Source organism: Bradyrhizobium sp., from assembly GCF_049691595.1.
Classification (GTDB): Bacteria; Pseudomonadota; Alphaproteobacteria; order Rhizobiales; family Xanthobacteraceae; genus Bradyrhizobium.
In genome coordinates, this window is the sequence record NZ_JBAVNZ010000562.1 from 1 (window position 1) to 21023 (window position 21023).

At 65.1% G+C, this 21023-nt stretch carries 22 protein-coding genes; 11 read left to right on the forward strand and 11 right to left on the reverse strand.

Going from position 1 to position 21023, the window contains the following annotated elements:
* Window positions 1-959 (forward strand): aspartate ammonia-lyase (locus WCE35_RS22760; protein WP_424595566.1); only part of this gene is annotated, 959 nt, incomplete at its 5' end.
* A 261-nt stretch (window positions 960-1220) separates the two neighbouring features.
* Here the strand turns inward: WCE35_RS22760 and WCE35_RS22765 are convergent.
* The 8 genes from WCE35_RS22765 to WCE35_RS22800 all read right to left on the reverse strand — a co-directional run bounded on the left by WCE35_RS22765 (window position 1221) and on the right by WCE35_RS22800 (window position 8108).
* Window positions 1221-2825: an NTP transferase domain-containing protein gene (locus WCE35_RS22765; protein ID WP_424595567.1), complete on the reverse strand. Its 1605-nt coding sequence runs from the start codon at window positions 2823-2825 to the stop codon at window positions 1221-1223.
* Entirely contained in the window at window positions 2822-3526 is a 705-nt protein-coding gene (locus WCE35_RS22770) for an XdhC family protein (protein WP_424595568.1), read from the reverse strand. Before WCE35_RS22770 ends, WCE35_RS22765 begins: the two co-directional genes overlap by 4 nt.
* Window positions 3523-3852 carry an XdhC family protein gene (locus WCE35_RS22775; RefSeq protein ID WP_424595569.1) on the reverse strand — a complete coding sequence of 110 codons (330 nt, stop codon included), beginning with the start codon at window positions 3850-3852 and terminating at the stop codon, window positions 3523-3525. The genes WCE35_RS22770 and WCE35_RS22775 overlap by 4 nt, the downstream gene beginning before the upstream one ends.
* A gap of 14 nt (window positions 3853-3866) precedes the next feature.
* On the reverse strand, window positions 3867-5060 hold the full coding sequence (locus tag WCE35_RS22780; protein ID WP_424595570.1) for a vWA domain-containing protein: 1194 nt from the start codon (window positions 5058-5060) through the stop codon (window positions 3867-3869).
* A gap of 143 nt (window positions 5061-5203) precedes the next feature.
* Window positions 5204-6112, reverse strand: coding sequence for an AAA family ATPase (locus tag WCE35_RS22785; RefSeq protein ID WP_424595571.1), 909 nt, complete (start codon window positions 6110-6112; stop codon window positions 5204-5206).
* A gap of 37 nt (window positions 6113-6149) precedes the next feature.
* Window positions 6150-6956, reverse strand: a complete 807-nt coding sequence (locus tag WCE35_RS22790; RefSeq protein WP_424595572.1) for an FAD binding domain-containing protein — start codon at window positions 6954-6956, stop codon at window positions 6150-6152.
* Between the two features lie 46 nt (window positions 6957-7002).
* Complete coding sequence (locus WCE35_RS22795; RefSeq protein ID WP_424595573.1) at window positions 7003-7488, reverse strand: (2Fe-2S)-binding protein; 486 nt, start codon at window positions 7486-7488, stop codon at window positions 7003-7005.
* A 173-nt stretch (window positions 7489-7661) separates the two neighbouring features.
* Complete coding sequence (locus WCE35_RS22800) at window positions 7662-8108, reverse strand: SRPBCC family protein (RefSeq protein WP_424595574.1); 447 nt, start codon at window positions 8106-8108, stop codon at window positions 7662-7664.
* Between the two features lie 158 nt (window positions 8109-8266).
* Between WCE35_RS22800 and WCE35_RS22805 the strand changes: the two genes are divergently transcribed.
* From WCE35_RS22805 to WCE35_RS22815, 3 genes are all read left to right on the forward strand, one after another.
* Window positions 8267-9622, forward strand: a complete 1356-nt coding sequence (locus tag WCE35_RS22805) for a 3-carboxy-cis,cis-muconate cycloisomerase (protein WP_424595575.1) — start codon at window positions 8267-8269, stop codon at window positions 9620-9622.
* Window positions 9623-9640: 18 nt separating this feature from the next.
* Complete coding sequence (pcaD, locus tag WCE35_RS22810; RefSeq protein ID WP_424595576.1) at window positions 9641-10423, forward strand: 3-oxoadipate enol-lactonase; 783 nt, start codon at window positions 9641-9643, stop codon at window positions 10421-10423.
* A 101-nt stretch (window positions 10424-10524) separates the two neighbouring features.
* Window positions 10525-10917 (forward strand): carboxymuconolactone decarboxylase family protein, encoded by a 393-nt coding sequence (locus WCE35_RS22815; protein WP_424595577.1) that lies wholly within the window; start codon window positions 10525-10527, stop codon window positions 10915-10917.
* On the opposite strand, the gene WCE35_RS22820 is transcribed toward WCE35_RS22815, so the two are convergent.
* Window positions 10897-11403 carry a hypothetical protein gene (locus WCE35_RS22820; RefSeq protein ID WP_424595578.1) on the reverse strand — a complete coding sequence of 169 codons (507 nt, stop codon included), beginning with the start codon at window positions 11401-11403 and terminating at the stop codon, window positions 10897-10899. The genes WCE35_RS22815 and WCE35_RS22820 overlap by 21 nt on opposite strands.
* A 316-nt stretch (window positions 11404-11719) precedes the next feature.
* On the opposite strand from WCE35_RS22820, the gene WCE35_RS22825 reads away from it, so the two are divergent.
* From WCE35_RS22825 to WCE35_RS22850, 6 genes are all read left to right on the forward strand, one after another.
* Window positions 11720-12637 carry an ABC transporter permease subunit gene (locus WCE35_RS22825; protein ID WP_424595579.1) on the forward strand — a complete coding sequence of 306 codons (918 nt, stop codon included), beginning with the start codon at window positions 11720-11722 and terminating at the stop codon, window positions 12635-12637.
* A gap of 10 nt (window positions 12638-12647) precedes the next feature.
* Window positions 12648-13973, forward strand: coding sequence for a high-affinity branched-chain amino acid ABC transporter permease LivM (gene livM / locus WCE35_RS22830; RefSeq protein ID WP_424595580.1), 1326 nt, complete (start codon window positions 12648-12650; stop codon window positions 13971-13973).
* Window positions 13970-14803: an ABC transporter ATP-binding protein gene (locus WCE35_RS22835; RefSeq protein ID WP_424595581.1), complete on the forward strand. Its 834-nt coding sequence runs from the start codon at window positions 13970-13972 to the stop codon at window positions 14801-14803. Before livM ends, WCE35_RS22835 begins: the two co-directional genes overlap by 4 nt.
* The gene (locus tag WCE35_RS22840) at window positions 14803-15546 is read left to right on the forward strand and encodes an ABC transporter ATP-binding protein (protein ID WP_424595587.1); all 744 of its coding nucleotides are present in this window, start codon (window positions 14803-14805) and stop codon (window positions 15544-15546) included. Before WCE35_RS22835 ends, WCE35_RS22840 begins: the two co-directional genes overlap by 1 nt.
* 518 nt (window positions 15547-16064) lie before the next feature.
* Window positions 16065-17183 carry a branched-chain amino acid ABC transporter substrate-binding protein gene (locus tag WCE35_RS22845; RefSeq protein ID WP_424595582.1) on the forward strand — a complete coding sequence of 373 codons (1119 nt, stop codon included), beginning with the start codon at window positions 16065-16067 and terminating at the stop codon, window positions 17181-17183.
* 134 nt (window positions 17184-17317) lie between these two features.
* A complete protein-coding gene (locus WCE35_RS22850; protein ID WP_424595583.1) occupies window positions 17318-18313 on the forward strand; it encodes a P1 family peptidase in 996 nt (331 codons plus the stop codon).
* A 33-nt stretch (window positions 18314-18346) separates the two neighbouring features.
* On the opposite strand, the gene WCE35_RS22855 is transcribed toward WCE35_RS22850, so the two are convergent.
* Window positions 18347-19126 (reverse strand): EF-hand domain-containing protein, encoded by a 780-nt coding sequence (locus tag WCE35_RS22855; protein ID WP_424595584.1) that lies wholly within the window; start codon window positions 19124-19126, stop codon window positions 18347-18349.
* Window positions 19127-19380: 254 nt separating this feature from the next.
* On the opposite strand from WCE35_RS22855, the gene rpe reads away from it, so the two are divergent.
* Window positions 19381-20082, forward strand: coding sequence for a ribulose-phosphate 3-epimerase (gene rpe, locus WCE35_RS22860; protein ID WP_424595585.1), 702 nt, complete (start codon window positions 19381-19383; stop codon window positions 20080-20082).
* Window positions 20083-20115: 33 nt separating this feature from the next.
* Here the strand turns inward: rpe and WCE35_RS22865 are convergent.
* Window positions 20116-21023, reverse strand: a 908-nt coding sequence (locus WCE35_RS22865; RefSeq protein WP_424595586.1) for an MATE family efflux transporter, incomplete at its 5' end; no start/stop codon positions are given.

Consider the following 21023-nt stretch of genomic DNA (forward strand, 5'->3'; position numbering starts at 1 on the left):
TGCGTCAGGCCTTCGAGGCGAAGTCCGAAGAGTTCAGGGACATCGTCAAGATGGGCCGCACGCAATTGCAGGACGCCGTCCCGATGACGCTTGGGCAGGAATTTTCAACCTATGCGGTGATGCTGGGAGAGGACGAGCAGCGGCTGAAGGAAGCGGTGCTCCTGATTTGCGAGATCAACATGGGCGCGACCGCGATCGGCACCGGCATCAATGCCCATCCGGACTATGCCGGTCTGGTCTGCCGGCATTTGCGGACGACGACCGGCATTCCGGTCGTGACCGCGACCAACCTGATCGAGGCGACCCAGGATTGCGGCAGTTTCGTGCAGCTCTCCGGCGTTCTCAAACGCGTGGCGGTCAAGCTGTCGAAAACCTGCAACGATCTGCGCCTGCTGTCGTCGGGCCCCCGCGTCGGACTTGGCGAGATCAATCTGCCGGCGATGCAGGCCGGCTCCAGCATCATGCCGGGCAAGGTCAACCCGGTGATACCCGAGGTGGTCAACCAGATCGCCTTCGAGGTGATCGGAAACGATGTCACGGTGAGTTTCGCGGCCGAGGCCGGTCAACTGCAACTCAACGCCTTTGAACCGATCATCGCCCACAGCCTGTTCAAGAGTGTCAATCATCTTCGAACCGGCTGCCTGACGCTGGCCACCCGATGCATCGCCGGCATTACCGCCAATCGCGAGCACCTGCGTCGAGGCGTCGAACGATCGATCGGAATAGTCACCGCGCTCAATCCCTATATTGGCTACGCCAATGCGACCGAGATCGCCCAACAGGCGCTGGCCACCAATCAGAGCGTCTACGATCTGGTGCTCGCAAGGAAGCTGCTGACCCCGGAGCAACTCGAGCAAATTCTGCAGCCGGAGGTGCTGACCCGGCCGCGATCGCTTGATGCCGGCCGGGCTGCCCCGAACGCCGAGCTTGTCGGCCCGCCGCCACGCCAAATCGAATGATCCGGATTGCTGCCGAGGAAAAGCGATCCCCGGGGCCATCGTCATTCCGGGGCGCGCGCCCTGGCGCGAGCTATGATGTGCAATTGCACATCAGAGAATCCATAACCCCAAATGTCAGTTGGCAGAGGATCGTCAGAGACAGCGTGGTTATGGATTCCGGGCTCGGCGCTCCGCGCCGCCCCGGAAAGACGGGGATGGTTCACGATTGTGCATTGATCAATTCCGTCCGCATGACCGATTTGCCCACCCGACTGCACCATGTCACCCCCGCCGCGCGGCTTCCAGCGCCTGCGGCGTGTCGATGTCGAGAAACGCACCAGGGCCCTCGACCGGGACTTCGGCGACCGCCTCGGCATGCCTGGCGATGAGATGACGGGCGCCGACATCGCCGTCGAGCGTCATCAATTCCGGAAAGAAACGGCGCGACCACAGCACGGGATTGCCGCGCCGCCCCTCGCTGACGGGCACCGCGATCAGATGGCCGCGGTCCGGTTCGAAAGTGCCGATCAACCGGTCGATCAGTTGCGCCGATATCAGCGGCATGTCGCCGAGACAGATCACCGCGCCATCGGCATTGTCGGGTACTGCCGCGATGCCGGCCTTCACCGAACTTGCGAGCCCGCCGACGAAATCCGGATTGCGGACGAATTTCACCTTCAGGCCGGCCAGCGCCTGCTCGACCAGCTCGGCCTGATGGCCGGTGACGACGATGACCTGCGACGCTTTGGAAGCCAGCGCCTGCTCGGTCACAATCCGCACCAGTTTCTGGCCATCGAGCTCGGCGAGCAGCTTGTTGGGGCCACCCATCCGGGTCGAGCGGCCGGCCGCGAGCACGATCGCGGCGACGTTACGGTTACCTTCGATGTCGGGACTGCTGCGCGGCTGCGGCCGCGTTACGATTTCCATCAACAGCCCGCCTACGCCCATGCCGGTAAGGTCGGCCCGCGTGACCTTGATGCCGGCAAGCAGCCGCATCAGTACCCAGTCAAAACCGTTTTCGACCGGCGAGCGCGCGCAGCCCGGCGCGCCCAGCACCGGCACCCCGCCGGCGCTGCCGATCAGCAGGAGATTGCCGGGATCCACCGGCATGCCGAAATGTTCGATGGCGCCGCCGATCCCGGTGATCGCCGCCGGGATTACGTCGCGCCGGTCGGCGATCGCCGAGGCCCCGAACACGATCACGAGCTCGGCGCCGAGGCCGAGCAACTCCCTGATCGATGCCGCCAGCGCCGACTCGTCATGCGGCACCCGTCGCTCGGCGACGATGGTGGCCCCGGCCGCCGCCAGCCGTTCCGCCGTCACGCGCAATGTTTTCTCGACCACCTTGGACGCGAGCCCCGGCAGCAGGGTCGATACCACGCCGACGCGCCTGACGATGTAGGGCGCGATCCGCAGCGCGCCGTGACCTGCGACCGCCACGGCAGCATCGCGCAGTCGCGCTTCGACGCCGAACGGAATGAGCTTGACGGTCGCGATCATCTCGCCTTCGACCACCGGCTTGAAGGCGGGAAGTGTTGCAAAGGTGATGGCTTCGTCGACGCCGTTGATGCGGTCGACCGCGGCGCGATCGACCACCAGCACGCCGGCTCTCGCCGCAAACAGATTGGCGCGGCCGGTGAAGGCGCGCTCGACATGGACGCCGTCGCCGGCGACGGCCTGTGCGATGCTGGCGGCCGCGACGTCTTCGGAGACATCGCCCGCTTCGAGCCGCACCACCACGATTTCCTTGACGCCGGCCCTGTTGAGCGCCTCGACCTCGGCCGCGCCGATCGTGGTGCCCTTCTTCAGCACCAGCGAGCCCTGCCGCAGCGTATGGACGGTGACGCCGCCAATCGCGTCCGCCGGGCGGGCGGGACCGAATTTCATGCCGCCTGTTCTTTCGCGCTGTCTTTCGGCAGCCGCAGTTCGGCGGTGATCTCGGCCATGATCGACACCGCGATCTCCGATGGCGAGACCGCGCCGATGGCGAGCCCGATCGGCGCATGGATGCGGGCGATGTCGGCGTCGGAGGCGCCTTGCGCCTTCAGCCGCTCGGCGCGCCTGGCGTGGGTCTTTCGCGAGCCGAGCGCGCCGATATAGAAGCAGTCGCGGGCGAACGCGTGCAGCAGCGCCGGATCGTCGATCTTCGGATCATGCGTGAGCGCGACGAACGCGGTGTAGTGATCGATGTTGAGCGGCGGCAGCGCGACGTCGGGCCATTCCGCGATCAGCGGCACGTCGGGAAACCGCTCGGGACTGGCGAACGCCGTGCGCGGATCGACCACGGTCACGTCATAGTCGAGCGAACGCGCCAGCGGCGCCAGCGCCTGGCTGATATGGACCGCGCCGACGATGACCAGCCGCGCGGTCGGCGCGTAGACGTTGAGAAACAGCTTGTTGCCGCCGGCCTCGATCATGCCGCTCTTGCCCATGCGCAACTGTCTTGCAAGCTCGGCGCGCAACGGGTCGGACGCGATCTCCTTTGCCTTCACCAGTCGCTGCTCGCCATTGGCGACATCGGTGACCACGATCACCGGACGCCGCGCGGCGCGTTCGGCATTCACTTCCGTCAGCGTTTGGAGTTTCACGACTGGCCGACCTTCTCGACGAACACGCGGATGGTGCCACCGCAGGACAGGCCGACATTCCAGGCGGTCTCGTCGGCGACGCCGAATTCCAGCATTTTTGGCCTGCCGCTGGCGATCACCTCGAGCGCTTCGGTGACGACGGCGCCCTCGACGCAGCCGCCGGACACCGAGCCCAGGAACGTGCCGTCATCATTGATGACAAGGCTCGAGCCGGCGGGCCGCGGCGCCGAGCCCCAGGTTTCGACCACCGTCGCCAGCGCCACGCCGTGACCGGCCTTCTGCCAGTTCTCCGCCGCCTGCAGAATGTCTTCGTCGCGATTGAGCATTCAACGCCCCTCTCTCAAGCTGCGGATCGAATCAGGCTGCGATGATGCGGCGCCGACAGCGCCGCGATCAGCCCCTCGATCGAACTCAAATTATGCACCGGACGGAATTCGTCAACGTGCGGCAGCATCATTTTGATGCCCTGCGCCTTGGCCTCGAAGCCGCCGTAGCGCAACAGCGGATTGAGCCAGATCAGGCGGCGGCAGGACCGGTGCAGCCGGTCCATCTCGAAGGCGAGCCTGGCATCGGCCTCGCGCTCCAGCCCGTCGGAGATCAGAAGCACGATGGCGCCCTGCCCGAGCACGCGGCGGGCCCACAATTTGTTGAACGTATGCAGGGAGATAGCGATCCTGGTGCCGCCGGCCCAGTCCTCGACCGACTTCGAGCAACTCGCCAGCGCCTCGTCGGGATCGCGTGCCCGCAAGGCCCGCGTCACATTGGTCAGCCTGGTGCCGAACAGGAACACCGAGACCCGCTTGCGGGCATCGGTGATCGCATGGAGGAAATGCAGAAACAGCCTTGTGTATTCGCTCATCGAGCCGGAAATATCGAGCAGCGCCACGATCGGCGCCGGCTTGACGATCCGCCCGAGTTTCCTGATATCGACGATCTCGCCGCCGGTGCGAAGGCTGCTCCGGATCGTGCGGCGCATGTCGAGCCGCAGACCTCGCGCATCCGGCTGGTAGCGGCGGGTGCGCAGTTCGGCCTGCGGCAGTTGCATCTCGGTGATGGCGCGGGTGACTTCCGCGATCTCGGCCGCGCTCATCTGCGCAAAGTCTTTTTTCTGCAGGATTTCCTGGTCGGAAACCGCCAGCCGCAACTCCTGTTCCTGTGCCTGCGGGACCTCCTCGCGCATCGTCGGCTGCGCCATCGCCTCCTGGACGCGGCGCGAGGCCGGCGGCGGCTTCTTCCTGGCGTGATCGGGCAGCGGCACCGAATCCAGCATGTGCTTCCAGTCCTCGGCGGCGCGGAAGAACAACTCGAAGGCCTGCGCGAAGATCAGCGCGTGCTCGTGGCGCTTGACGAAGATCGCCTCCAGCGTGGCGTAGACGTCGGCGCGGTTGCCGATCTCGATCACCTGCAGCGCGTTCAGCGCATCGATGACCGCGCCCGGTCCGACCGGAATGCCGGCGGCCCGCAGCGCGCGGGCAAAGCCAACCACATTGTCGGCCATTTGGCCCGTCTGGGGCGAGAGATGATTGATGGCCATCGGACAACCCGGTTAATTATCTCGTCATTCCGGGGCGCGCCACTTGGCGCGAGCCCGGAATCCATAACCACGATCGGGAGTATGGATTCCGGGCCTGCGCTGCGCGCATCCCGGAATGACGAATACTTTGGCAGCGAACGAAACTAACTCTCGCTGGTCGCTTCCTTCAAAACCTTCTGCAGCGCATCGCCCTGCACCCGCGCGATGTCGTCCTGGTATTTCAGCAGCGCGCCAATGGTATCGCCTACCACCTGCGGCGTCAGCGAGCGGGCGTCGAGCTCGGTCAGCGCGGTGGCCCAGTCGAGGGTCTCGGCGACCCCCGGCGACTTGTAGAAATCCTGATCGCGCAGCGCCTGCACGAAACGCACGACCTGCTGCGACAGCTTTGCCGAGATACCGGGCACGCGCGACTTGACGATCGCGAGTTCGCGCTCGGCGGAAGGATAATCCACCCAGTGATAGAGGCAACGGCGCTTCAGCGCGTCGTGGATTTCGCGGGTGCGGTTGGAGGTGATGATCACGATCGGCGGCTGCGGCGCCTTCACGGTGCCGAGTTCGGGGATCGTCACCTGGAAGTCGGAGAGGATTTCCAGAAGATAGGCCTCGAACGCCTCATCGGCGCGATCGAGTTCGTCGATCAGAAGCACCGGCGCACCGGCGATATCGGGCTCCAGCGCCTGCAGCAGCGGCCGCTTGATCAGATAGCGCTCGGCAAAAATGTCCGACGCCAACTGCTCGCGGTCGGTGTCGCCGCCGGCTTCCGCGAGCCGGATCGCGATCATCTGCGCCGCGCTGTTCCACTCATAGACCGCGGAAGCGACGTCGAGGCCCTCGTAGCACTGCAGCCGGATCAGCTTGCGCCCGAGCGCGGCCGACAGCACTTTTGCGATCTCGGTCTTGCCGACGCCGGCCTCGCCTTCCAGAAACAGCGGCCGGCCCATCCGCAGCGACAGGTAGGTCACCGTCGCCAGCGACCGCTCGGCGAGATAGCCGTGCGAGGTCAGGAGTTCGAGCATCGCATCGACGGATTTGGGCAGCGTCGATGCATTCATGGGAAAGCCGGTCTCGAGGAATCAGAAATGGCCAACGTCAGGCCTTGGCGTTGGCGGCTTCGACGGCGCGGCGCGCCAGTACGGCGATCAGATGTGCGCGATATTCAGCGCTGCCGTGCAGGTCGCTGTTCAGCCCCTCCGCCGGCACCATCAACCCGTCGAGCACCTTGTGCGAGAACCGCTTCTTGAGTGCCTCCTCGAATGACGCGACGCGGAACACGCCGTCCGCGCCGGCGCCGGTGATGGCGACGCGGACATCCGACGGACGCTTGGCGACGAACACGCCGACCAGCGCGTAGCGCGAAGCCTGGTTGCGGAATTTGACGTAGGCCGCCTTCTTCGGCAGCGGGAACATTACCCGCGTGATGATCTCATCGCTTTCGAGCGAGGTCGAGAACAGCCCCTGGAAGAATTCTTCCGGCTTGAGGCGGCGCTTGTTGGTGATGATGGTGGCGCCGAGCGCGAGGCAGGCGGCGGGATAATCGGCGGTCGGATCGTTATTGGCGAGCGAGCCGCCGAGGGTGCCCTTGTGGCGCACCGCGGGGTCGCCGATCTGGCCTGCGAGTTCGGCCAGCGCCGGGATCGCCTCGCCGACGATGGCCGAAGTGGCGACATCGGCATGCCTGGCGGTCGCGCCGATCACCAGCGACCGGCCCTTCATTTCGATCGTGTCGAGCCCTTCGATATGGGAGAGATCGACCAGATGCGGCGGGCTGGCGAGCCGCTGCTTCATGACCGGCACCAGCGTATGGCCGCCGGCGATCAGCTTGGCGTCCTGGTTTTTCATCAGGAGGTTGGCAGCCTGCCGCACGGTCGCCGGACGATGATATTTGAATTCGTACATGGCAGATTCCCGGGAGTTTCCCGATCGCGGTCGCGATCAATACGGTTTAGGCGCGGTCCGACTTCGCCATCGCCTTGGCGCCGGCGGCAATCGATACCACGATGTTCTGATAGCCGGTGCAGCGGCACAGATTGCCTTCGAGCTCTTCGCGAATGACGTGATCCGCAAGGTCGTGGCCCCTGCGGTGGACCAGATCGACCGCGGTCATGATCATGCCCGGCGTGCAGAAGCCGCATTGCAGACCGTGATGCTCGCGGAAGGCTTCCTGCATCGGATGCAGCGGCGCGCCATCCGCCGCCAGCCCCTCGATGGTCCTGACCTCGTGGCCGTCGGCCATCACCGCGAGCGTGGTGCAGGATTTCACCGCCTTGCCGTCGAGATGGACGATGCAGGCGCCGCATTGCGAGGTGTCGCAGCCGACATGGGTGCCCGTCAGCCGCAGGTTTTCGCGCAGCAACTGGACCAGGAGGGTACGGGGGTCGACATTGGCGGTTACGGGATTGCCGTTCACGATCAGGGAAATCTTGGCCATCAGCACTCTCTTGATCCGCGCTGCATCGGATCGGCAGCGCAGGCGATTAAAATCGTTGCAAAAGCCATAATATGGGCCATCCCCGCAATGAGCAACCTTGGCTGGGGCATGACCAGATATGACCTGATATGACTTGGGCGGGACTTTTGGGCGGCGCCGGGCTATTTGGGGGATCAGCCTTGCACCGCCTTGGCGAAATTGGCAAAGAACTCGTCGGCCAGTTTCTTGGCCGCACCGTTGATCAGGCGTTGCCCGAGCTGGGCCAGCTTGCCGCCGATCTGCGCCTCGACATCATAGCTGAGCAACGTCCCGCCGTCCTTTTCGGCCAGCGCCACCGTCGCGCCGCCCTTGGCAAAACCGGCCACGCCGCCCTCGCCCTCGCCGGAGATCCTGTAGCCGTTGGGCGGGTCCAGGTCGCTCAGCATCACCTTGCCCTTGAAGCGGGCGGAGACCGGCCCGACCTTCATCTTGGCGACGGCGCGAAAACCGTTGTCCCCGGTTCTCTCAAGCTCCTCGCAGCCCGGAATGCAGGCTTTCAGCACTTCCGGATCGTTCAGCTTGCCCCACACGGCCTCGCGCGACGCCGCAAGCTGGACTTCGCCGTTCATCGTCATGGCCATGAGGGTCCTCCCGGCTCGCCTGATCCGTTCTCCTCCCAAGTAAAGCACGCGCGCGCCAAAAGGAAGGCCACTGGAGCCGCCGAGCGATGCATATTCGCAGCGCAACAAAGCGGGTGGGATTGGCAGCGCCCGGCTGGGATGGTTAGGTCGCGCGAACCATGAGCACGTCCCTCTCCCCGCTATTGGCACCGATGCTGTCGAGCGCCGCAATGCGCGCGATCTGCGACGATGCCGCATACCTGCAAAATATGCTGGATTTCGAGGCCGCGTTGGCCCGCGCCGAGGCCGCCGCCGGGCTGATTCCGGAAGCCGCCACCGGCCCGATCGCCAGCGCCTGCAGGGCCGAATCATTCGACCTCGCGGCCCTGGCCGAGGCTGCGACCCGGTCCGGCAATCTCGCTATTCCCATGGTCAGGGCGCTCACGGCCAGCGTCGCCAAAACCGACGCCGACGCGGCGCGCTATGTGCATTGGGGCGCAACCAGCCAGGACGCGGTCGATACCGCCGTCATGCTGACCTTGCGCGCGGCCATCGATGCGCTGCTCGCCGACATCGACCGCGCGGTTACCGGCTTTGCCGCTCTCGCGCGACGGCATCGCGACACCGCCATGGTGGCGCGAACCTGGCTGCAACATGCCGTGCCGATGCCGTTCGGGCTCAAGCTCGCCGGATATGCCGCGGCATTGCACCGCTCGCGCAGGCGGCTGACGCGGTTGGGCGGCGAGACGCTGGCGCTGCAATTCGGCGGCGCGGCAGGAACGCTGGCCGCGCTCGGCGACAAGGGATTGGTGGTCGCGGAAAGGCTGGCGCGCGAGCTGAAACTGCCGCTGCCGGATGCGCCGTGGCACGCCCACCGCGACCGCATCGCCGAAGCGGCTTCGGTATTGGCAATCATCGCGGGCACCTGCGGCAAGATCGCCCGCGACGTCTCCCTGATGATGCAGACCGACGTCGCCGAAGCGTTCGAACCCTCGGGCGAAGGCCGCGGCGGCTCCTCGACCATGCCGCACAAGCGCAATCCCGTTGCCGCCGCCAGCGCGCTCGCCGCCAGCACCATGGCGCCGAATCTCGCGGCGACGATCTTCGCCGCCCAGGTCGGGGATCACGAGCGCAGCGCCGGGCCCTGGCATGCGGAATGGCCGACCCTGCCGGGCCTGTTACTGGTCACCTCGGGCGCGCTCATCGCCATTGTCGACATCGCCGAGGGCCTCGAGGTCGATGCCGCCCGCATGCGCGTCAACCTCGATGCCACGGGCGGACTGATCATGGCCGAAGCCGTGACGATGGCGCTGGCGGAAAAGATCGGCAAGAGCGACGCGCATCATCTGATCGCGGCCGCCAGCAAGAAGGCAGTTGCCGACAGGAAGCATCTGCGCGACGTCCTGCTGGTCGATTCGAAAATCACCGCCCAGCTCGGCGCCGACAAACTTGCAAAACTGTTCGAGCCGATGGCCTATCAGGGCGCCTCGCAAGCCCTGATCGACCGCCTGCTCGCTTCCATCGAAGTCAAATAGGATACCGGAGACTACTCAATGCCGATGATCGACGCCGACGGGTGCCTGCTCAACGTGACCGTCGAGGGCCGCGACGGCGGACCAACGCTGATGCTGTCGAACTCGCTCGGCTGTACCTTGCAGATGTGGCAGCCGCAGATGCAGGCACTGACGCAGGTGTTTCGCGTCATCCGCTACGACCGCCGCGGCCACGGCAAATCCAGCGTGCCGCCCGGCCCCTATTCGATGGAACGCTTCGGCCGCGACGTGCTGGCGATCCTCGACGACCTCAACATCGAGAAGGTACATTGGTGCGGGCTGTCGATGGGCGGCATGGTCGGCCAATGGCTGGGCGCCAACGCGCCGCAGCGTTTCGGCAGGATCATCCTCGCCAATACCGCCTGCCATTATCCGGACCCGGCCAACTGGCTGAACCGCATCAAGGCGGTGAAGCAAGGCGGCATGGCCGCGGTCGCCGATACCGTGATCGCGGGCTGGCTGACGGCGGATTTCAGGGAGCGCGAGCCGCAGGTCACCGCCAACATGAAGGCGATGCTGCTGGCGTCGCCAGTGCAGGGCTATCTCGCCTGCTGCGAGGCGCTCGCCACGCTCGACCAGCGCGAGCTGCTGCCGAAAATCAGGAGCCCGACGCTGGTGATCGCCGGACGTCACGACATGGCGACCCCGGTTGCGGGCGCCGAATTCATCCGCAGCCGGATTCCCGGCGCCAGCATGACACTGCTCGACGCCGCGCATATTTCCAATGTCGAACAGCCGCACGCCTTCACCGACGCCGTGGTCGGTTTCCTGATGCAACGCTGACAACGTCATTGCGAGCGCAAGCGAAGCAATCCATTTCTCCGCGAAAAAGAAGAATGGATTGCTTCGTTGCTTCGCTCCTCGCAATGACGGGGAGGATGTTCATGGACGACCAGAAGCGCCGCGACGACGGCATGAGCCAGCGCCGCAAGGTGCTCGGCGATGCCTGGGTCGACAAATCGATCGCCAACCGGAATTCGTTCAATGCCGATTTCCAGGATCTGATCACGCGCCATGCCTGGGGCGAAATCTGGACCCGGCCGCATTTCGACCATCGCACGCGGCGCGTGCTTGTGATCGGCACCATGGTCGCGCTCGGCCAATGGGACGAATTCCGCCTGCACGTGCGCGCGGCGCTCGCCGAAGGCGGCTTCACGCCCGACGATATCAAGGAAATCCTGCTGCAGCAGGCGATCTATTGCGGCGTACCCGCCGCCAACCATGCGGTGAAGGAGGCGTCTGCGATCGTCGCGGAACTAGGATTGCTGAAGCGATAGATCGCCGGCGGTCGCGTGGCGATCGGCCGGCGGCCTTGCCGGCCGTTCGACCAGCATCACGATGGCGGTGCCGAGCATCATCAACAGCTCGGCCGCGTGCAGCCGCAGCGCCGCGGTCTCGCCGACCTGCGAGGCCATCACCATGCTGGCGAAGCCGATCACGCTGCCGATGGCCAGCGCCAGGCCGAGCGCCTCATCGCAACCGCCGCTGTTGCGGATTTTGGAGCGGGCGATGAAAACCAGAAAGATCGCGAAGAACGCCACCACGGTCATCCGGCCGAGCGCCAACAGCCAGGCGAAGCGAACGGTCGCCATCCCCGCCAGTTGCAGATGATCGCTGATGAACAACGCGACCGAAATGCTCGGCCGCTCATAGAGGCCGTGGATCGGCGAAATCATGATCTTGAACGCGATGATGGTCCAGGTCGGGATGAAATAGGCCGCGAGCAGCGCGCCGTTGAAGGAACTGATCCGCCAGTTTGCCATGTCGCTTCCCGCTTCACCGCAGGCTCCCGGACGGAGGCGGCTTCGGCGAAGTAACTCCCTTCAACCGCAGGCGGCAATTTAAACCCTTTGTTTACCTTAATGGCCGGGAATCGCGGCCTTTGACCCCTTGCCCAATAAGAAGGCGGGGCACGCGAAGCCGGCCCGCCGGCAAAAACTGGCGTTGTACAAGCCCTTCAACCGGGAGCCGGCGCTGTTGCCGCACCCGGTTGCAACCTGTTAGAAAAAATGACGCGACGCGTCGGACAAGGCTGCCGGGGGGCCTTGCCGCATCGCTTCCTTTAAAAAACGGCAGCACATGGATTATTTCGCCCAGCAACTGATCAACGGCCTCGTGCTCGGCTCGATCTACGGCCTGATCGCCATCGGCTACACCATGGTCTATGGCATCGTCGGCATGATCAATTTCGCCCATGGCGACATCTTCATGATCGGCGGCTTCATCGCGCTGATCTCGTTCCTGATCCTGGTCTCGTTCGGTCTTACCTCGGTCCCGGTCATCCTGCTGATCGTGTTGCTGATCTCGATGGCGATCACGGCGCTTTATGGCTGGACGGTGGAGCGCATCGCCTACCGGCCGCTGCGGCATTCCTTCCGCCTCGCGCCGATGCTGTCGGCCATCGGCATGTCATTCGTTCTCATCAACTATTCGCAGGTAGCGCAGGGCGCCCGGGTCAAGCCGGTGCCGCCGATCATCACCGGAGGCTATACGCTGCATGAGGGTAGCGGCGGCTTCGTGGTGCAGCTTTCCAACGTGCAGATCGTCGTCGTCATCACCACCGTCGTGCTGCTGGCGCTGTTCACCTGGCTGGTGGCGCGCACGCGGCTCGGCCGCGACATGCGCGCCTGCGAGCAGGACCAGACCATGGCGGCACTGCTCGGCGTCGACGTCGACCGCACCATCTCAATGACCTTCGTGATCGGCGCGGCGCTCGCCGCGGTCGCGGGCATGATGTACCTGCTTTACTACGGCCTGGTCGATTTCTTCATGGGCTTCGTCGCCGGCATCAAGGCGTTCACCGCGGCGGTGCTCGGCGGCATCGGTTCGCTGCCCGGCGCGATGCTGGGCGGGCTCGCGATCGGCCTGATCGAGACGCTGTGGTCGGCATATTTCTCGGTCGAGTACAAGGACGTCGCGGCGTTCTCGATCCTGATCGTCGTGCTGATCTTCCTTCCGACCGGCCTGCTCGGCCGGCCCGAAGTTGAAAAAGTCTGACGGCCGCGGCGTGAGCACAGCCCCAGCCGTACCACCGCAAGCCCGAGGCGCCTCCGGCGCAGCCTTTATCTTCAAGAAAGCCCTGATCAGCGCGCTGGTCGCGCTGCTGCTGTTTTCCTTCATGATCGGTATCCGCACCGATGCGGGACCATCAGGCCAATTGATCTACTGGACCCGGTTCGGCGATCTCGCCGCCATGGTCGCGGCCGTGTTCGGCGGCAGCATCGTCGTCGAACTGCTGCGGCAATGGTGGGGACCGGTCGGCACCGTCCGCATCGTTCCGCCTTCGGTGCAAGGCGCGCTTTCGATCGCCGGGCGCCTCGTCGCACCGGCGCTGCTGGTCTTCACCTTGCTGGTGCCGGTGATCTTCTACGACCAGCGCTACATTCTCGATCTGGCCATCCTGGTGCTGACTTACGTGATGCTGGGATGGGGGTTGAACGTGGTGGTCGGCCTCGCCGGCCTGCTCGACCTCGGTTACGTCGCATTCTATGCCGTCGGCGCCTATTCCTATGCGCTGCTGGCAACCAATTTCGGACTGTCGTTCTGGGTCTGCTTGCCGCTTGCCGGCATTCTCGCGGCGCTCTGGGGCGTGCTGCTCGGATTTCCCGTGCTGCGGCTGCGCGGCGACTATCTCGCGATCGTCACACTGGCGTTCGGCGAAATCATCCGCCTCGTCATCATCAACTGGCAGAGCCTGACCGGCGGCCCGAACGGCGTCACCGGCATTCCGCGGCCAACCTTGTTCGGCATTCCGCTGTCGCCGGGCGATGACGGGCTTGCGGCACGGCTCGGCATCGAATTCTCGGCGACCCATCGCATCGTGTTCCTGTTCTACCTGATTCTGGCGCTGGCGCTGCTCACCAACTGGGTGACGATCCGGCTGCGCCGCCTGCCGATCGGCCGCGCCTGGGAAGCCTTGCGCGAGGACGAGGTCGCCTGCCGCGCGCTCGGCATCAACACCACCACGACCAAGCTGACGGCGTTCGCGACCGGCGCGATGTTCGGCGGCTTTGCCGGCGCGTTCTTTGCGACCCGGCAGGGTTTCATCAGCCCGGAATCCTTCACCTTCCAGGAATCGGCGCTGGTGCTCGCCATCGTCGTGCTCGGCGGCATGGGTTCGCAACTCGGCGTGGCGCTGGCCGCGCTCGCCATGATCGGCGGCTTCGAGCTGTTCCGCGGCCTCGACCAGTACCGCATGCTGGTATTCGGCATGGCGATGGTGCTGTTGATGATCTGGCGGCCGCGCGGGCTGATCGGCCACCGCGCCCCCACCGTGTTCCTGGAGCGCAGCCAGGCCATCTCATCCGACCTCGTCAAGGAGGGGCACGGATGAGCGGCGACAACATCCTGATCCTCGATCATCTGTCGATGCGGTTCGGCGGCATCGTCGCCGTGAACGATCTCTCTTTCGGCGCCGAACGGCGCAAGATCACCGCGCTGATCGGCCCGAACGGCGCCGGCAAGACCACCGTCTTCAACTGCATCACCGGCTTCTACAAGCCGACCGGCGGCAGCATGCGATTGACGCATGATGACGGCCGCCACATCCAGCTCGAACGGCTGAACGATTTCCGGATTTCCAAACAGGCGAAAGTCGCGCGCACGTTCCAGAACATCCGGCTGTTTCCCGGCATGACCGTGCTGGAAAACCTGATGGTGGCGCAGCACAACGCGCTGATGCTGGCCTCAGGCCTGACGTTCCTCGGGCTGATCGGCGCGCCGTCCTGGCGCAAAGCCGAAACGCGCGCGATCGATCTGGCGCGAACCTGGCTGGATCGCATCGGGCTGTTGGGCCGCGCCGACGATGCCGCCGGCAATCTGCCCTACGGCGATCAGCGCCGCCTCGAAATCGCGCGCGCGATGTGCACCGAGCCGGCGCTGCTCTGTCTCGATGAGCCGGCCGCCGGACTGAACGCGCGGGAAAGCGCGGCACTCAGCGAGCTCCTGCTCTCGATCCGCGCCGAACTGGGTACCTCGATCCTCCTGATCGAACACGACATGTCGGTGGTGATGGAAATTTCCGACCAGGTCGTCGTCATGGATTACGGCGTCAAGATCGCGGAAGGCACGCCCAAACAGGTGCGCGACGATCCCAAGGTGATCGCGGCCTATCTCGGCGCCGATGAGGAGGAAGCGATTGCGGTGATGGAGAGCGGAACGTGATCGCGCGCGCTGCCGCTCCCCTGCTTTCGATCCGCGGCCTGCGCGCCGCCTACGGCAAGATCGAGGCGCTGAAGGGCGTCGATCTCGAGATCAATGCGGGCGAGATCGTGGCGTTGATCGGCGCCAACGGTGCCGGCAAGTCGACGCTGATGATGACCATTTTCGGCAGGCCGCGCGCCCGCGCCGGCCGGATCGAGTTCGACGACCGCGATATCACCGGCATGCCAACGCACGAGATCGCGCGACTGCGCATCGCGCAGTCGCCCGAAGGCCGCCGGATTTTTCCGCGCATGAGCGTGGCGGAAAACCTTCAGATGGGGGCCGACGCCACCGGCTCGGGCGAGGCCGATCGCGCCGCCGGGCTCGAACGGGTTTTGTCGCTATTTCCTCACCTCAAGGAGCGCATGACCCAGCGCGGCGGCACCCTGTCCGGCGGCGAGCAGCAGATGCTGGCGATCGGCCGCGCGCTGATGAGCCGCCCGCGCCTGTTGATGCTGGACGAGCCCTCGCTCGGCCTCGCGCCCTTGATCGCCCGCCAGATTTTCGACGCCATCCGGACCCTGAACCGGCAGGACGGCCTGACCGTGCTGATCGTCGAGCAGAACGCCAACCATGCGCTGCGGCTGGCCCATCGCGGCTACGTCATGGTCAACGGCCTGATCACGCTCGAAGGAAGCGGCAGCGAATTGCTGCAACGCCCCGAAATCCGCGCCGCCTATCTGGAAGGCGGCCGGCGGGGATAGCGTTTGCGCGCGGCACCCTCCCCCGCGTCGTGCTGGCGAACGCCAGGACCCATACCACGTGATTTCACAAATTTGCGCGGGGGTCAGACGTCCCTCATCAACCAGCCCGGTCACGCGGACGGATTTGATCAATACACAACACAATCGTGAACTATCCTCGCCATTCCGGGGCGGCGCCAAGCGTCGAGCTATGATGTGCAATTGCACATCAGAGAATCCAATAACCACGGCTGCCTCTAATGATCCTCTGCCAACCGATATCTGGGGTTATGGATTCCGGGCTCGCGCCAAGAGGCGCGCCCCGGAATGACGATGGCCCGAGGATCACCCCTTCACTGGCCCTTGTGAGTCCCGGCGTTCCGCCGGGACGACAATATCGCGGCAAGACGCTGCGAAGCGCCGCAGATTTGCCTGAAAATTGCCGATGACTTCGCAGCGAAATTGGCCGACAATGGTTCCGATTTTGCGCCCGGCCCGCCGGGTGTTTCCCGCAGCGACTACCACCCCGAGGAAATCTCATGAAAGCACTGAAACTCATCGGCCTGACGCTGGGCGCGTCGTTTGCGCTTTCGACGGCAGCGCTGGCACAGGACATCACCATCGCCGTGGCGGGCCCTATGACGGGCGGCGAATCCGCATTCGGCCGGCAAATGAAGAACGGCGCCGATCAGGCGGTGGCCGATCTCAACGCCGCCGGCGGCGTGCTCGGCAAGAAACTCGCGCTGGAGATCGGCGACGACGCCTGCGATCCGAAGCAGGCGCGTTCGGTGGCGGAAAAGTTCGCCAGCGCGAAAATCCCGTTCGTTGCCGGCCATTATTGTTCTTCGTCGTCGATCCCGGCGTCGGAAGCCTACGCCGACGGCAACGTGCTGCAGATCACGCCGGCCTCGACCAACCCGCTGTTCACGGAGCGCAAGCTCTGGAACGTGGCGCGCGTTTGCGGCCGCGACGACCAGCAGGGCCTGATCGCCGCCCAATACATCGCGAAGAACTACAAGGGCAAGAACGTCGCCATTCTCAACGACAAGACCACCTACGGCAAGGGCCTCGCCGACGAAACCAAGAAGTCGCTCAACAAGGCCGGCTTCACCGAAAAGATGTTCGAGTCCTACAACAAGGGCGACAAGGATTTCAATGCCATCGTATCGCGCCTGAAGCTCGAAAAGATCGATCTTGTCTATGTCGGCGGCTACCACCAGGAAGCAGGCCTGATCGTGCGGCAGATGCGCGACCAGGGTCTGAAGACCGCCTTGATGGCGGGCGACGCGCTGGCCGACAAGGAGTTCGCCTCGATCACCGGGCCGGCCGGCGAAGGCACGTTGTTCACCTTCGGTCCCGATCCCCGCAACAAGCCGACCGCCAAGGCCATCGTCGAGCGCTTCAAGGCAAAGAACATCGATCCGGAGGGCTATACGCTCTACACCTACGCCGCAATGCAGGTCTGGTCGAAAGCGGTGGCGAAAGCCGGCACAACCGATCCGAAGAAGGTCATGGAAACGATCAAAGGCGGCGCGTGGGACACGGTGATCGGCAAGATGGAGTTCGACGCCAAGGGCGATATCAAGCAGATCGACTATGTCGTCTACAAATGGGACGCCAAGGGCAACTACATCGAGGTCAATCCCAAGGGTTCCTGAAGCCGCTGGCTTCCATCGGAACTACGAACGCCCCGGTTCGCCGGGGCGTTTTTGCGTGTTGGGCTGACAGGCCATTGGATCCGGTTGACCACGCTACGGTGGTGTCGTCATCTGCCGCTGACGGGGTGCCCGCGATGAAGAATCTCCTCACCGACATATCAGGCGTCCGCGTCGGTCACGCCGATGATGCGACACTCGCATCCGGCGTTACCGCGGTGATCTTCGATCACCCGGCGGTGGCCTCGATCGATGTGCGCGGCGGCGGTCCCGGCACCCGCGAGGAAGCCCTGCTCGACCCCCAGAGCATAGTGGAGACGATTGACGGCATCGCGCTCGCCGGCGGCTCGGCGCTGGGGCTGGATGCCGCGGGCGGCGTGCAAGCCTGGCTCGCCGAGCACGGCCGCGGTTTCCGGATTGGACCGGCCGTGATTCCGATCGTTCCCGGCGCCATCTGCTTCGATCTCCTGAACGGCGGAAACAAGACATGGGGGCGATTTCCGCCGTATCGCGACCTCGGCTACGCGGCCGCGGCCAGCGCCGGCAGCGAATTCCGCCTCGGCAGCGTCGGCGCCGGAATGGGAGCGACGACGGCGACCCTGAAAGGCGGCCTCGGCTCGGCATCGGCGCGAACCGAGGGCGGCGTTGTTGTCGCGGCGCTCGCGGTGGTCAATGCGCTCGGCAGCGTAACGATCGGTGACGGGCCGTGGTTCTGGGCGGCGCCGTTCGAACGCGACGGCGAATATGGCGGACGCGGATTGCCGCCCGCGTTCAATCCGGACATGTTGAGGATGCGCGCGAAGGGCGGCCCGGCGGCGACATCGGGGGAAAACACCACGCTGGTCGTGGTCGTCACCGATGCCCTGCTGACAAAAGCGCAAGCCAAACGGCTTGCGATGATCGCGCAGACCGGCATGGCGCGCGCGATCTATCCGGTGCACGCGCCGCTCGATGGCGACGTGGTGTTCGCGGCGGCGACCGGCGAGAAACCGGTCGATCCCCTGCTCGGCCTCACCGAACTCGGCATGGTCGCGGCCAATACCGTCGCCCGCGCGATCGCGCGCGGCGTCCATGCGGCAACCGCGCTGCCGTTCCCGGGCGCGCTGCCGAGCTGGCAGGATCGCTTCGGCTAAGCGGCGGCGCGCAGACGGCTTGCCAGCTTCGGCTCAGGCGCTGATCGAAAGCGACGCGGTGGCGGACGATGAAATCGCACGCGCCTCGCGCTGGATCAACTGTTCGATGAAATTGTAGGACGATGTCGCGGCGCCCGACGCCGTCGCCGCCGCGGGCGATGTCATCGTCACCTTGGAGCCGTCAGCGTAGGTCAGCGATGTCGTGGTCGAGCCGTCGCTGTCGGCGACCGACGTGCTGGTCGCGCCGTTCAGCGCCTGCAGAAGAGGATCAGAATTCGATCCGCTGGAATCGCCCGATCCTTCCAGGCTGTCGACATGGTGATGGTGGTGATGCCCGCCCTTGCCCTTCAACGCGGACATCAATTCGTCGAGACTGACCGAGCCGTTGCCGTCCTTGTCCAGCTTGCCGAACACGTCGTCGGCCTGAGCCAGGTTGGTGCCGCCGGCGCCGAGCGCGTTTTCGAACTCCGGTTTGGTGATCTGGCCGTTGCCATCGGCGTCGATCTGCGAGAACAGGTCCTTCAGCGCATCCGAAGGGCTCGCCGACGCGGAGGTCGTCGATTGCGTCGAAGTCTCGCCTTGGGCGGCGAGCAGCGCGCGCATGGTCGCCGGCGAAATCGGCGAACAGCCACAGCCCCCAAAACCTGTGCCCGGGCTTGCCGGGGCCGACGATGTCGACGCGCCGGCTGAGAAGTCGAACGGGTTGCTCGCGTCCTGGCTGAGGCCGGTAGATGGCGTGGACGATGATTTCGATGACGTCAGCGCCAGAAGGGCATCGATGGCCGACGACGCGGCGCCAAAGGCAAGCAACATGGCAGAGCTCCGACAACGCCGCGTCGCGCGGCTTTCATCTCATGCCGGATCCTCAGCAAACGCCGTGCCAAGGTGAAAACCCAATAAAACAGCGGCTTCTGGCACCCGACAAGGCCATGCATCCCGGCAATTGATGCCCGCCACGGGCAGAATTTTCCGCCCACGGCAAGCCGCCCTCCCCGCATTGCTCCCGGCCCGCCTGCATGTTACCCGACACCGTTCCGCACGCGCCGCACGTGCCCGGGAGAGCGCAGATGTCGCAACCATTCACGCCACGTCCCCTCGTGATCGCGCCGTCGATCCTGGCGTCGGATTTCTCAAGGCTCGGCGAAGAGATTCGCGCAGTCGATGCCGCCGGCGCCGACTGGATCCATCTCGACGTGATGGACGGGCATTTCGTTCCCAACATTTCCTACGGCCCCGACGTCATCAAGGCGATGCGCCCGCACACCAAGAAAATCTTCGACGCGCATTTGATGATCTCGCCCTGCGATCCCTATCTCGAGGCATTCGCCAGGGCTGGCTGTGATCACATCACGGTCCACGCCGAGGCCGGCCCGCATCTGCATCGCTCGCTGCAGGCGATCCGTGCGCTCGGCAGGAAGGCCGGCGTCTCGCTCAATCCCGCCACGCCGGCAAGCGCGATCGAATATGTGCTCGACCTGATCGATCTGGTGCTGGTGATGTCGGTCAACCCCGGCTTCGGCGGCCAGGCCTTCATCCGCTCGTCGCTCGGCAAGGTCAGCGATATCCGGGCGATGACCGCGGGACGGCCGATCGACATCGAGGTCGATGGCGGCGTCGGCGCGGATATCTCCGGCCAACTCGCCGCCGCCGGCGCCAACGCCTTCGTCGCCGGCTCCGCCGTGTTCAAGGGCGGTACGGTGGACGCGTACAAAGCCAATATTTCCGCGATCCGCGACGCCGCGGCGATGGCGCGCGGCGAAGCGGTATAGCTTGGTGGCGCAGCGTTCTCCCGGTCCGCGCCGCTATTTTGCGGGCTCCTTCACCGCGTACATCGCAATGGCAGCCAGCACGGCGTGGATGCCGAAGCCGCCGGCGATGGCGACAAAGACTCCGGTTGCGCCGAGATCCAGCCAGTAGATCGCCGCCGTTGCGCACGCTGCGCTGACGAGAAGCCGGACGGCGTTCGCCGTCACTGTCCAGATGACGCTCCCGAACCCCTGGGTAGCGAAGTAAAGCGCCATCCCAAGACCGTAGAGGCCGTAGACCGGCCCGACGATCCGCAGGTACGATGCGCCGAGGCGAATGACCTCCCGATCGTCGCTGAAAAGCCCCATCCAGAGCGCGGGAACCAGCGCGACGACCAATCCGACCGTTGCGCAGGTCGTTGCCACGGTCGCAGCGCCGGTCCAGGCGATCTCGCGGGCCCGACGATACTGTTTGGCGCCCCAATTGGTGCCGACCATGGCGACGATCGTCGTGCCGAAACCGAACGCCAGCGGTAGAAGGATGTATTCGAGGCGGGCGCCCATCGCGTAACCGATCGCCACCTCTCGTCCCAGATGGCCAGCAATCCCGGTCAGCAATACGACAGAGAGATTGGTGATCATCACATTGATCAGGCCGGGCACGCCGACCTTCAGGATTTCGGCGAACAGTCCCCACCGCAGGGACACGCCACGGAACGCCAAAGTGACGAGCGATCGGCGCGAGCGCAGGTAAGCGAGCAGCACCAGGCTGCCGGCGCCGAATGGCATGATCAGGCCCCAGCCGGCACCGGCAGGACCAAGGGCCGGCAACGGTCCGCACCCGAAAATCAGCAATGGCGAGATGAGAACGTGCGCAACCACGCTGCCAACGATGACGCCCGCCGGCAGACCCATATTGCCGGTTCCCCGCACGACACTGCCGAGCAGATTCAGCATGCAGATGG